The sequence below is a fragment of the Rhodococcus sp. Q genome (assembly GCF_005503035.1).
Taxonomy (GTDB): domain Bacteria; phylum Actinomycetota; class Actinomycetes; order Mycobacteriales; family Mycobacteriaceae; genus Rhodococcus_G.
Genome location: NZ_SCOY01000008.1, coordinates 164,702 through 177,148, shown reverse-complemented (window position 1 = coordinate 177,148; position 12,447 = coordinate 164,702). Strand labels below are relative to the sequence as shown.

General features: G+C 66.6%; 13 protein-coding genes and 2 tRNA genes. 5 read left to right on the top strand and 10 right to left on the bottom strand.

Annotated features, from left to right (window positions below):
* Positions 1-56 precede the first annotated feature (56 nt).
* Together FFS72_RS11525 and FFS72_RS11520 are read right to left on the bottom strand one after the other, a co-directional pair.
* Positions 57-1,184, bottom strand: coding sequence for an NDMA-dependent alcohol dehydrogenase (locus FFS72_RS11525; protein ID WP_050064921.1), 1,128 nt, complete (start codon positions 1,182-1,184; stop codon positions 57-59).
* A 158-nt stretch (positions 1,185-1,342) separates the two neighbouring features.
* Positions 1,343-1,861 carry a DinB family protein gene (locus FFS72_RS11520; protein WP_137874054.1) on the bottom strand — a complete coding sequence of 173 codons (519 nt, stop codon included), beginning with the start codon at positions 1,859-1,861 and terminating at the stop codon, positions 1,343-1,345.
* 123 nt (positions 1,862-1,984) lie between these two features.
* Between FFS72_RS11520 and FFS72_RS11515 the strand changes: the two genes are divergently transcribed.
* Entirely contained in the window at positions 1,985-3,052 is a 1,068-nt protein-coding gene (locus tag FFS72_RS11515; RefSeq protein WP_137874053.1) for a ParB/Srx family N-terminal domain-containing protein, read from the top strand.
* 71 nt (positions 3,053-3,123) lie between these two features.
* Here the strand turns inward: FFS72_RS11515 and FFS72_RS11510 are convergent, their stop codons facing one another.
* The 6 genes from FFS72_RS11510 to pip form a co-directional block, all read right to left on the bottom strand.
* Positions 3,124-3,588 carry a DoxX family protein gene (locus FFS72_RS11510; protein WP_137874085.1) on the bottom strand — a complete coding sequence of 155 codons (465 nt, stop codon included), beginning with the start codon at positions 3,586-3,588 and terminating at the stop codon, positions 3,124-3,126.
* A 112-nt stretch (positions 3,589-3,700) separates the two neighbouring features.
* Positions 3,701-4,903 (bottom strand): trans-sulfuration enzyme family protein, encoded by a 1,203-nt coding sequence (locus FFS72_RS11505; protein ID WP_137874052.1) that lies wholly within the window; start codon positions 4,901-4,903, stop codon positions 3,701-3,703.
* Between the two features lie 68 nt (positions 4,904-4,971).
* A complete protein-coding gene (locus tag FFS72_RS11500) occupies positions 4,972-5,829 on the bottom strand; it encodes a tyrosine-protein phosphatase (protein ID WP_137874051.1) in 858 nt (285 codons plus the stop codon).
* 267 nt (positions 5,830-6,096) lie between these two features.
* Positions 6,097-6,170: transfer RNA gene (locus FFS72_RS11495), tRNA-Ile, on the bottom strand.
* A 98-nt stretch (positions 6,171-6,268) separates the two neighbouring features.
* A complete protein-coding gene (locus FFS72_RS26430) occupies positions 6,269-6,421 on the bottom strand; it encodes a hypothetical protein (protein WP_157050887.1) in 153 nt (50 codons plus the stop codon).
* A 400-nt stretch (positions 6,422-6,821) separates the two neighbouring features.
* Positions 6,822-7,799 carry a prolyl aminopeptidase gene (pip, locus tag FFS72_RS11490; RefSeq protein ID WP_137874050.1) on the bottom strand — a complete coding sequence of 326 codons (978 nt, stop codon included), beginning with the start codon at positions 7,797-7,799 and terminating at the stop codon, positions 6,822-6,824.
* 180 nt (positions 7,800-7,979) lie between these two features.
* Between pip and FFS72_RS11485 the strand changes: the two genes are divergently transcribed.
* From FFS72_RS11485 to FFS72_RS26425, 3 genes are all read left to right on the top strand, one after another.
* Positions 7,980-8,573, top strand: a complete 594-nt coding sequence (locus FFS72_RS11485; RefSeq protein WP_137874049.1) for a DUF4822 domain-containing protein — start codon at positions 7,980-7,982, stop codon at positions 8,571-8,573.
* 205 nt (positions 8,574-8,778) lie between these two features.
* On the top strand, positions 8,779-9,234 hold the full coding sequence (locus FFS72_RS11480; protein WP_137874048.1) for a hypothetical protein: 456 nt from the start codon (positions 8,779-8,781) through the stop codon (positions 9,232-9,234).
* Between the two features lie 66 nt (positions 9,235-9,300).
* Positions 9,301-9,462, top strand: a complete 162-nt coding sequence (locus tag FFS72_RS26425) for a hypothetical protein (RefSeq protein ID WP_171018638.1) — start codon at positions 9,301-9,303, stop codon at positions 9,460-9,462.
* 597 nt (positions 9,463-10,059) lie between these two features.
* Here FFS72_RS26425 and FFS72_RS11470 read toward each other — a convergent pair.
* Positions 10,060-10,132: transfer RNA gene (locus tag FFS72_RS11470), tRNA-Asn, on the bottom strand.
* A 137-nt stretch (positions 10,133-10,269) separates the two neighbouring features.
* On the opposite strand from FFS72_RS11470, the gene FFS72_RS11465 reads away from it, so the two are divergent.
* The gene (locus FFS72_RS11465; RefSeq protein WP_050064913.1) at positions 10,270-10,509 is read left to right on the top strand and encodes a hypothetical protein; all 240 of its coding nucleotides are present in this window, start codon (positions 10,270-10,272) and stop codon (positions 10,507-10,509) included.
* A 15-nt stretch (positions 10,510-10,524) separates the two neighbouring features.
* On the opposite strand, the gene dnaG is transcribed toward FFS72_RS11465, so the two are convergent.
* On the bottom strand, positions 10,525-12,429 hold the full coding sequence (dnaG, locus tag FFS72_RS11460) for a DNA primase (protein WP_137874047.1): 1,905 nt from the start codon (positions 12,427-12,429) through the stop codon (positions 10,525-10,527).
* Between the last annotated feature and the right edge of the window lie 18 nt (positions 12,430-12,447).

The following is a 12,447-nucleotide window of genomic DNA, read 5'->3' as shown; positions in this document are numbered from 1 at the left end:
AACGCGACGACGCCGGGCCTCCTCTGCCAGGCCCGGCGTCGTCGTGAATTGCGTGTCTAGCGATCCGCGTCGGTGTACTTGATGACGCCGCGCAGGTTCTTGCCGTCCAGCATGTCCTGGTAGCCGTCGTTGATCTGCTCGAGGCTGTAGGTGTTGGAGATCATGTCCTGCAGGTTCAGCTGACCCGACTTGTACAGATCGAGGAGCATCGGGATCTCGTGGCGCGGGTTCGCGCCACCGAAGACGTTGCCCTTGAGGGTCTTCTGCAGCATCGCGAAGAGGAAGAGGTTCATCTTCACGTCCATGTCGGACATGTTGCCCATGGAGGTGACGACGCAGGTGCCCGCCTTGGCGGTCAGCGTCAGCGCGGGATCGACCATCGCGCCGTCCATCTCACCCATGGTGAGGATGACCTTGTCGCACATCTTGCCCCAGGTCAGTTCCATGACCGGGACGATGGCCTCTTCGAGGCTGGCGTACGCGTGGGTGGCACCGAACTTGAGGGCCCGCTCGCGCTTCGACGCGACCGGGTCGATGGCGATGACATTGCGCGCACCCGAGACCACCGCGCCCTGCAGCGCGGCCATGCCGACGCCGCCGACACCGACGATCGCGACGGAGTCGCCGGGGCGAACCTGCGCGACGTTGGTCGCCGAACCCCAACCGGTCGTGACGCCGCAGCCGACGAGCGCGGCAACCTCGAACGGGACGTGCTCGTCGATCTTGACCGCGGAGTACTCGTGCACGGTCATGTACGGCGAGAAGGTGCCGAGGAGCGACATCGGGATGACGTTCTGGCCGCGTGCCTGGATGCGGTACGAGCCGTCGGAGATGGACTGGCCGGTCAGCAGGCCCATGCCCAGGTCGCAGAGGTTCGAATGACCCTGCGTACACGGGTCGCACTGGCCACAGGCGGGGATGAAGGACAGGACGACGTGGTCGCCTTCCTTGAGCCGCTTCACGTTCGGGCCGACCTTGGTGACGACGCCCGCGCCCTCGTGCCCACCGAGCACCGGGAAGGACGGCATCGGCGTCGCGCCGGTGACGAGGTGGTAGTCGGAGTGGCACATGCCGGCCGCTTCCATGCGGATCTGGACTTCACCCTCCCGCGGATCACCCAGCTCGATCTCCTCGACCGACCACTGCTCGTTCAGTCCCCAGAGGAGCGCGCCTTTTGTCTTCATAAGTTCCGGCCTTTCGTCCACAGCAGCTAGAGGTGATCGAGGTGACGGCGATCACAAGCGCTCACCATAGCCGGAACGACACCAAAATGGAACACGTTCTAGGTCAATTTCGTAACAGGTTATAACGTAGTCCTGTTTCCCCAGGTCACGCGTAGGCGTCAACCCCGCACATCGTGCAGGTGGTGCACCGGATCGTGCAAGAAGTAGACGGCGAGGGTGCGGACGGTGAACGCCGAGCCGTCGCTGCGCAGACCTCTCCGGTCGAGCGCGTCCCCGGGCACGGCGGCGAAGGCGTCCGCAATCTCGTCGGCCGCCGCCACCAGTTCCGTGGACACCACGCCCGGATCCTGGGCGCCGTAGTTCTCCGCGACGGCCGTCGCGTCCTGGTCCCAGTTCGCGAAGGCCGGATCCGTCTCCGTCAGCATCAGTTCGAGGCGTTCGCGGAAGATCCGGAACACGTCGCGGACGTGCGCGCCGTACTCCAGCGCCGACCACGTCCTGTCGTCGGGCCGCACCGCGACGTCGGTGCGTGCGAGGACCGCGGGCCATCGGGCGGCGTTCGCCCGGACCAGGTCGGGGATCTGTCCGAACTCGACTCCAGCGGGGTCGAATCCACAATCCGGACAGGGCTTTTCCACGACCCAGGTCCAGTTCTTGACATCCGGGGTGATCGCCATACCGCCACCCTAGCCGCGCGTTCACCGACCGTCCGGCGAGCCGTCGTGTTGCGGCAACCCGGCGCTCACCGACGTCCGCGACGGTGACCCCGCCAACGCCCATCCGACAGGAGATCACCACCCATGTCCCTCGCCTCGCGCGTCGCGGCCCTCACCACCGCTGCGCTCGCCCTCACCGGCGTCACCGTCGGAATCACGGGCGGCACCGCCTCCGCTGCTCCCTGCACGACCTCCGGCGGCCTCACGACCCTGCTCGCGACCGGGTCGGCGGGCGGGTCGACCGATTCGCCGTACCTGTGCGCCCAGGAGGGCGAACTGCTCGACGTCCGCATCGGCGATGTCCGGGCGACGCAACCCTCGCTCGGCTACGACGAGGTGTACTACAAGCTCGGCCGCTACACCCTCGGCAAGGACGCGATCAACAAGAAGTTCGAGGATTGGTGCGAGGCGAACGGCCAGGGCACCGCCGTCGCCGCGACCCCGGAAGCTCGACTGTCCGATCCGGGCTCGTTCACCTGCTCGGTCGCGGTGGGCCAGGAGACCCCCGAGACCGTCGCACCGATGAAGACGGTCGTCGTCGGCCCCGGCGGCCTGCTGTATCTCACGGACGGCCACCACACACTGACGTCGTTCCAGGAGGTCGAGGGCCCGGACGTGCACGTGCGACTGCGGGTGCTCGGCAACCTCTCGGCGCTGAGCATCCCCGATTTCTGGGCGCAGATGCAGACCAACCGCTGGGTGTGGAATCACGACGTCGACGGCAAGGAGGTCGCATACGCGGCACTCCCGAATGGCGTGGGGCTGGCGAACTTCGCCGACGACCGGTACCGCAGCCTGATGTACTTCGGCCGCGACATCGGATACACCGCCGGGACCATCCCCTTCCAGGAGTTCTACTGGGGCGAGTGGCTGCGCGGCGGCGGCGCGGGCGACCTGGACGGCTGGGACAACCACGATTCGGCGAGCTACCTGGCCGCGGTCGATCGCGTCACCCGGGCGCAGACCGCACTGCCCGCCGGTGCGGTGGTGAACAACGGCTTCATCGCGTCACAGCTCGGCGTGCTCGCCGCGTGGAACGACGGGAAGGCCGCGGACAAGGGCGAATTCGGCAAGCTGTCCAAGCCGTACTCCGACGCCAAGCCCGGCAAGATCGCGTACGCGCTGGAATACAAGGCAGTGCACGGCAAGTGACGACGGTGGGGTCGTCCGCTCCACGAGCGGACGACCCCAGTGTTCGGATGGATGAGTGAGCGGCGGGCGGGTCAGGCGTCGACGAGCACGGGTCCGTCCGTCTTCGTCCGCACCTCGTCCACGTCGCCCACTCCCCGGAGGCGACGAATCACGCCGTCGATTGAGAACGCACCGGAGCCGAGGAAGACGATGAGGAACATCGCCCAGCAGAACAGTGCGGCGGACTCGCCGTCGTTCTGGATGGGCAGCGCGCCGTCGGCCTGGTGGCTCCAGAAGTAGGCGTAGGCCATCGATCCCGATCCAAGGAACGCGGCGAGCCGGGTGCCGAACCCCACGATCAGGGCGGCTCCGCAGACCACTTGGATGACGGCGCCCCACCAGCCCGGCCACGCGCCGATCTCGGCCGTGGAGCCGCCGTAGGGTTCGGCCGGCCACGCCCACAGGCTGGTGGTGCCGTGGCAGAGGAAGAGGAATCCGATGACGATCCGGAACGCGGCGATCACGTAGGCGCCGCTGTCGGTCAGCCAGGTACGCAAGGTTGTTGTCACTCAACGAAGTCAAGCATGCCTAACCTAACTTGTGGGGTGCTAGCCCATCGGACCCGACGTTCGGCCCGGTTGCGCCACGTATGCAACAACCGCACCCCTGTCAGCCGAACGTGGCGTCGAGTGCGGCGAGAAGGTCGGCTCGCAGGTCCGACACGTCCTCGAGTCCGACGGAGAAGCGCAGATGGCCGTACTCACGGAACGGTGCCGGATAGGCAGCCACCCGAGGCCCCTCGGTGCCCACGTGCACGATGAGCGATTCGTCGTGCCCGAGCGAGACCGCCGACGTGACCAGGCGAAGATTCGCCACGAAGCGATTCTGCGCGTCGGCGTCACCGGCCACGGCGAACGCGAGCATCCCGCCGTAACCGCGGCCACCGAACTGGCGCGTCGCGAGCGCGTGCTGAGGATGCGAGTCGAGTCCCGGGTACGCGACGAAGGCAACGCGCGGATCGGCGTCGAGCACCGCGGCCAGCTCCGGCGCACTGGCGAAGTGCTGCCGCAGGCGCAGCGGCAGCGTCACGGAGCCGCGCATGATCTGCCAGGCGTTGAACGGCGAGATCACCCCGCCGACGTCCACCATCGCCTCGTCCTTGATCGGCTGCACGAGATCACGACGACCGATCACCGCACCGCCCATCGCGTCGCCGTGGCCGTTGATGTACTTGGTCAACGAGTGAACGACGAGGTCCGCTCCGTCGCGCAGCGGCCGGTAGAACGGCGGCGGCGTGAAGGTGGAGTCGACGACCAGCAGCGCCCCTGCGGCATGCGCGACGTCTGCGAGTGCCGCGATGTTCGCAACCTTCGTGGTCGGATTCGCGATCGCCTCGGTCACGATCAGACGTGTCCGGGGCCGGACAGCGGCGCGGACGGCCTCCAGGTCGGCGATGTCCACGAACGTGGCGTCGATGCCGTACTTCCGCGGGAGCAACTGGGTGAAGAGTGTGAAGGTGGCCTCGTAGGTCGCGTCCGCGACGACGACATGGTCACCCGAGCGCAGGTGCGTGAAGAACACCGCGTGCAGCGCAGCCACTCCCGACGCGAGCGCGACGGCATCCTCCCCATCCTCGAGGGCCGCCAGCTTCTGCTGCAACGCAACCTGGTTCGCGCCGGTGTTGCGGGTGTAGAGCCCGCCGTCCGTGGACGACCAGCTGATCTGCGAGGGATCTTCGGGCAGTGCATACGAGTTCGCCATCACGAGGGGCGTGCGCAGGGCCCCCGTACCCTCGTCGACGCTGTTACCGCCATGGACAGCGAGCGACAGGTCGGACAGGCGGCGGGGATCGTGCTTGTCGGGACGCGGCATCGCCCCACGCTAGCCAACCCGCGTGAGGATTGGAGCGCCTGTCCGCCGCGGCGACGGTTTGGTCCGCACTACCCGCCCGCGGGGATCAGGTCGGCAGGCTTCGTCGTCAGCGGGTCGACCGCGTCGCGTAGCTGTGTTCGCACGCTCTCGATCTCGGCGCCGGACAACCCGCCTGCACGCAGATAGCCGGCTGCGCCGCCATGCACCCTGTCAAGCCAGTCCATAGCCGTCTCGATCGCATCGGCAGGCGATTCCGTCGCCAGGGCGCGAAGCCTCGGCACAGCAGGCATGCCAAGGGAGGTGATGAGGCCAAGCAACTGCTCGGCGAACGGTCCCGCCAAGTTCTCACCCGTGCGCGTGTAGTCTTCGACGATCGCCCGCCGCTCGACATCGGCGAGCATCAGCAGAATCGCCGACACCAACCCAGTACGGTCCTTTCCCGCAGTGCAGTGGAAGAGCACGCCGGGACGAGACCCGTCCGGAGGCGTGACGATGCTCCTCGCTGCGGTCGCGAACGCGGCGGCACTGTTCTCGAGAATCGTCACGTAGAGATCACTCAGCAGCGGAACCTGGTCGACGATGTTCTGGATCTGATCGTGCGTCAGCGATCCACTCCGCCCATCGGAGGGAAGTAGTTGCTGCACAAGCTCATCCATGGCCCCGCCCTGAACGGGCAGGGAGATGAACCGGACCGAACCATCCGCAGGAAGCACATCAGGCGCCCGGCGCCGCTCTCCCTCGGTCCGCAGATCCACCACCGTCCCGATCCCCACCGCCGCCAACTGCTCAACTCCCATCGGGGTGAGCGAACTCAACGCGTCGGAGCGATACAGCACCCCAGCGCGCACCGCGCCACCACCCACGAGCGGAAGCCCCGCAAGACCGCGGGCGTTGTGGGTTACCTCGAGCATGGTGGATAGATCCATCCGAACTTCCCCTCACCTTGACGTCGAGCAAATCTGGATGAGCCGACAACGATGCAAATGTACGGGGCACGAGCAAATAATGGGTGAAACTGGATGTCCACCACAGCCGGTGCGCACTCGGCTCCGCTCAGCCCGACGTATGAACTCAGAGAAGAACGACTCGGGAGCCGCGGTCGGACACATACCGCAGTCGCCGATCTCCTGGACCGGACCGATGCCGTAAACGACGGATGGCACCTCTCCCGGTTGAGAAAAGTGCCATCTACGTGGGGCGGGCGGGGCTCGAACCCGCGACCAATGGATTATGAGTCCACGGCTCTAACCGACTGAGCTACCGCCCCATCCGCCCGCCGGTCCGAGAACCGATGCGGGCGCACGGGAATGCTACCGGGAGGCCGTGGCGACGCGGACACCGGCGGTGTCGGCACCAGTATCGGTGTCAGCTCAGAACGGTCAGCAGCAGAACCCCCGCTGCCACAACGGACAGCGCGGCGAGCATCGCCAGGACGAACTGTGCGCGGGTGACATGCTCGCCGGCATCCCGCGGCGCGAGAAGGTGGGTGTTCGCGAGAGTTCGCGAGTTCTGCATCATTTCCATCGCCTTTCATCGACAATGCGATGGTTCCACCCTCGACGCGGCAGGAACAGGGCCGAAAGTCCCCGATCTCGATCACCGCGACGACAATGGGTCCCCGACCTGCGTACACAGGTCGGGGACCTGCACGTCGAAACCCTCCTCGACCGCGGGGACAGCCGAGCGCCCGCCGGACGACCACGGCGTCGTCGAGACGCGCCTGCGACCGCCTTCCGTTCAGTTCAAGACCCACGTCACCGTCCCCATCAAGGACGCCCGCGAGACCCGTGAGTGCTCCGCGCGAGCTCGACTCCCCCACACAGGTAGCTCAGCCCGCCCGCGGCGGGTGTCGACACCGCAGCGTGGTGTGAGTCAGATCGGGCGATCATCCTGCTGTCGCCTGGACATTTGCGTGACCCTAATCGCGTTCGGGCAGTGAAGGAATCCGTTCCGCGACCGCGCTGACCGCATCGGCGAACCGTCCGCTGAAGCTGCCACCGCCGTGCCCGGCGTCGTCAACGACGACGAGAGTGCTCCCGTCCCACCGGCGATGAAGTTGCCACGCGGTGTCGAGTGGGCCGGATACGTCGTATCTGCCGTGGACGAGGCCGGCGGGGATGCCGGCCAGCCTGTCCATCCGGTCGTGGAGCTGGCCGTCGGCGAGGAAGCAGTCGTTGCCCCAGTAGTGGGTGACCATTCGCGCGAACATCATTCGGAACGACGGGTCCTGATAGCTCGCGCGGGGCGTCCAGCCGGGCATCAGCGAGACGTGGACGTCTTCCCACTCACACCACCGCCCAGCGGCGTGCTCACGTACCCCCGGATCCGCGTCGGCGAGCAGGCGCGCGTACGCGGCGGCGATGTTTCCCTCACGCTCGTTCTCGGGTACCGGTTCGATGAACCGCTCCCATTCACGCGGGAAGACGCGACGCATGTCGCGCGTGACCCACTCGACCTCCTTCCGGGTGCCGGCCGTGACGGCTCCCAGCGCCATTGCGAGCACCCGATCGGGGTGCGCCTGCGCGTAGGCCAGTCCGAGTGTCACTCCCCACGACAGTCCGGCGACAATCCACCTGTCGATCCCGAGATGTTCCCGGAGTCGTTCGATGTCCTCGATCAGATGATCGGTCGTGTTCGCCGACAGGTCGGTCGTGGGGTCGTCCGCCCGCGGGTGACTACGACCGCACCCTCGTTGGTCGAACAGCACCGCGCGGAACACCTGCGGGTCGAAGAATCTCCGCGCACCGAGGGTGCAGCCCGAGCCGGGCCCGCCGTGCAGGTAGACGACGGGAAGGCCGGTCGGCGTTCCGACGGTCTCCCAGTACAGGGAGTTGCCGTCGGTGACATCCAGATGACCGGAGTCGTACGGTTCGACGGATGGGTGAAGGCCAGTCACGGAGCAAGTCTTGCAGGCCGCCGGACTCGGCCCACCGACGCGGCCGCGGACTACAGCCTGTAGTGCTCGCGACGCTCGCGTCGCGTCCAAGTGACCTCCTCCGGATCATCCGTTCGGTGTCCGAGCAAATAGCCAATCGGATGATGTGGACCCCTGGGCCTGATTCGTAGCGTCAAGGACATGAACATCATCGCGCCGATCTCCCGCCGTACCGCTGTCGCCGCCTCGACCCTCGTGCTCGCCGCAATTGCGATCGCCCCGACCACCGCGGCTGCCGCCGCACTCGCCGCGCCGGCGTACGTCGGCTCATCCGACGTCGCGCAGACCCCCTCGGACGTGCTCGCCTCGACCCCGTGGAAGACCACCAGCGCTGTTGACCAGGACGGCAACCGCGTCGCCCTCGACAACCCGGCCGTCTCGAACTTCGTGGGCTGGGCCTACTTCAAGGCAGACGGCACGTACACGATGTACAACCTCGACGACAGCCCCAAGCTGCACGGCGACTGGACCGTCACCCCCGACGGCTCCGAGCGCTGGATCAACGCGAAGAACGACGCCGGCCAGGTTCTCTTCGAGCGTGTCGTCCCGATCACCCAGCTCGACAAGAAGGTCTTCACCTACCGCATCTTCCCGAACGCGGCCGACACGAGCGTCTACTTCGACATCGTGCACACCAAGACGAACCACGTCGAGCCCGGCAGCGACGGCCGCGGCCCCGGCGCGAACGGCAACGGCAGTGCGGACTACCACTTCAACAACGGCAACAGCCACTGACCCGAACAGCCGTGTACGAGCGAGACCGTCCCGGCGTGCCGGGCCGGGCACGCAAGGACTCGTGAGCTACGACGAATCGCCCCCACTCCGACATAGGAGTGGGGGCATCAACGAGTAGCCGAGACTGGCGCTCCCAACGAGAAGCGGTGTCAGTCACTCGCACGACAGCCACATCCGGCCGCCGGCAGTCTGGTTCAATCCGCGCATGAAACGGACAATCGTGACCAGCGCCATAGCTATCGCGCTGCTGGCGGCGACCGCCTGCAGCAACAGCGACTCAAGTGACGCCGCGCCAACCATGACAGATCGCGAGTACACGCACGCGGTCGCATACGAGGTCTACGGCAAGAGCATGGCCGCGGCCGACGCGGCAGCAGATCAACCAGAGACAGTCGAAGCGACTGTCGCGGTGGCTGCCGCGGACTGCGGTGTGGTTCAAGGATTCGCAAAGTCGACCCGCAGCCCGTCAGTGACATCGTCAGGCGGCGCCGCGACAGCCGCGGACACCCTCGACCCGCTTGTAGCCAAGCAGGCTCAGGAATCCGGGCGAACCGAACAGCAAATCCGGACTCGGTATCTACTGAGCGCACAATTCAAGTGCTCCGAGTACACCGCGATGCTCGAAGCCTACGACCAGGTCTCCCAGGCACTCGGTAAGTAGGTCGGTGGAGAACACCGAACAACCACACTGGGCCGATCCCCGGGAGCGTCGAACCAAGGTGGCACAGTGATCGAGTACCTGAGTCGCGCCAAAGTCGCCGAGCGAGAGGGACTGTCGATCAACACGATCGACGGCTACGTCCGACGCGGCTACATGCCCGACCCGGACGCCCGAATCGGCCGCGACTATGAACTACTCGGGCAACCCGTTCTCGTCGTGGATCGGTAAGAACTTCAACCCGATAAACAACTGAGTTGAGCGACGGCGGGTCAGCGGTCCCACAGATCACTGGCCCGCCGTCGCTTGCTCATCCGGGCAGGTGCCCATTGCGCACCCAGTACAGCGTGTAGTCGATGAAGGAACCTATGGGGCCGAGCCACGCAGACCAGGCATCCATCGTCAATCACCTCCAGGGTGTTTGGTCACGGGCCAGGCTAGTCCTGCCCTCATCGCGGCGCGTGCATGCTCATGCCGACCGACCTCGCTACGCGTAGTTCCACCGGTCACGCTGCGACGCCGCCGTCCGACATACAAGTCGGAAGCCTCGGCCCGCACACTCCGATCAAGGTCACCTCGGGAAGTGCGGATGGTGATCCTCACGCCTGAGGCTGCCGGGCGTCCCCATCGCGGTGATCTCAGCTTGGCTCGGGCACGCAGATTCCTCGTTCACGATGCGGACCTACGCGCATTCGCAGGCCGACGCGCTCGCTGCCGCTGCGACGAGTTTGGGATCAGTTGTGACAATCCGTGACAACAGTGCGTAGTCGTCCCTGAAACGAAGAAGGCCCTTCACCTGCATTGCTACAGGTGAAGGGCCTTTCGAAGCTCCCCCGGCTGGACTCGAACCAGCAACCGTCCGATTAACAGTCGGAAGCTCTGCCAATTGAGCTACAGGGGATTATCTTCGGCAGCTCTCGCTTGCGCTTGGCTGCGGAACAGACTTTAACCCATAGACCCACCCTGGTACCAAATCGCCTGCGCCGGGGCCCGTCAGGCACACTGTGTCAGGCCGTTCGACAGGAGGGAAAGCAGTAGATGTTGCGCTTGTTGATGGCGGTGGCGGCGGGGTACGTACTCGGCACGAAGGCCGGCCGTGGCCGCTACGAACAGATCACCCGGACCACGAAGGCGATCGTGGAGAGCCCGGCGACGAAGAAGGCCATCGAGGTGGGACGCAAGAAGCTCGCGGACAGCCTCGATCCGCAGCCGAAGCTGGAACCGCTCAAGCCGATCGACGAGAAGACGCAGATCTACGTGCCCCGCGACAGCCTCTGACCCCTCGTCTGGAGGTCAGAAGTCCTCGGCGTTGTCCCCGACCGCCTGTTCGAGCAGGCTTCGCCGGTACTGCTCGAGGGCGACGAGGTCGCCGAAGAGCGACATGTACTCGTCGGGGTGGTCGGCCTGCGACATCCGCTGCAGTCGGGATTTGAGGTCGGCGACCTGCTGCCCGACCCACACCTCCTGCAGGCGCGCGAGGACGCGGGGAATGTAGTCGGGGACGTCGGAGGCGCGGATCGGTTCGACGGCCAGCTCCGTCACCAGTGACTGCAGCGGGTCGGACAGCTTCGCGACGGCGTCCATCCATTCGGCGCCGCCGAGCCCGGCCGCGGTGCCGCCCGCGTCCGCCATCGCCTGCCGCACCAGTGCGTACGCGGGATGGGTGAAGGTCTCGGGCGGCAGGGAGTCGAACACCGACCCGGCGATCTCCGGGTACTGCAAGCCCGCCTTGAGGGCGTCCCGTTGCGGCCACAGGGCCGGATCGCGCGGATTCGGGCGCGCCCGACCCGACGGAGCGGCCGGGGCCTGCGGTTCCTCCCGGAACCGGTTCGCCTGCTGCGGCTTACCCGTGCGTGATCCACCGCGACGCGATTCGTCCCGCACCCGGCGCACGACGGAGTTGATGTCGTCCCAGCCGACCCAGCCGGCGAGCTGGCGCGCATAGTCCTCACGCAGGGCGGTGTCCTTGATCCGGGCCACCACCGGGACGGTGCGGCGCAGAGCCTCGACCCGACCCTCCGCGTTCTCCAGATCATGTTCGGCGAGAACCGATTTCAGGACGAACCGGAAGAGCGGAACCCGTCGGGCGACGAGGTCGCGCACGGCGGCGTCACCGGATTCCTGCCGCAACTCGCACGGGTCCATGCCGTCCGGCGCGACGGCGACGTACGTCTGGCCCGCCATCTTCTGGTCGCCTTCGAACGCCTTCATCGCCGCGGCCTGCCCGGCCGCGTCCCCGTCGAAGGTGTAGATGATCTCGCCGCGGAAGTAGCTGTCGTCCATGAGTAGCCGCCGCAGCATTGCCAGGTGATCGTCGCCGAACGCAGTGCCGCACGACGCGACGGCGGTCGTGACGCCGGCGAGGTGCATCGCCATCACGTCGGTGTATCCCTCGACGACGACCGCCTGGTGACCCTTCGCGATGTCCCGCTTGGCCAGGTCGAGCCCGAACAGCACCTGGGACTTCTTGTACAGCATGGTTTCCGGGGTGTTGATGTACTTCCCCGGCATCGTGTCGTCGTCGAACAGCTTGCGAGCCCCGAACCCGATGACGTCGCCGCCGAGGTTGCGAATCGGCCACACCAGGCGCCGCCGGAACCGGTCGATCGGGGTTCCGCGCTTGCCCGGCGTCGCGAGGCCGGCGTCGATGATCTCCTTCGCCTCGAACCCCTTGGTCATGAGGTGCTTGGTGAGGGTGTCCCAGCCGTCGGGGGCGTAACCGCAGCCGAACGTCAGCGCGGCCTGGCCGTCGAAGTTGCGTTCGGTGAGGTAGTCGCGGGCGGTCTGCGCATCCGGCTGCGACAACCGTGCCGCGTAGAACTGCTGCGCCGCCGCGTTCGCCGCGACCAGGCGTGCCCGGGTGCCGCGGTCGCGCTGGACGGACGGCCCGCCGCCCTCGTAGGAGATGGTGTAGTTGATCCGGTCCGCGAGCTGCTCGACCGCTTCGACGAACGAGACGTGCTCGATCTTCTGCAGGAACGAGTACACGTCCCCGCCCTCACCGCAGCCGAAGCAGTGGAAGGTGCCGTGGCTGGGTCGGGCGTGGAAGGAGGGCGACTTCTCGTCGTGGAAGGGGCACAGGCCCTTCATGGAGTCGCCGCCGCTGTTCTTGAGGGCGACGTACTCGCCCACGATGTCCTCGATGCGGGTGCGCTCTCGAATGGCCGCGATGTCACGTTCAGAGATTCGGCCGGCCACGAGGACAGTGTAGGTGCA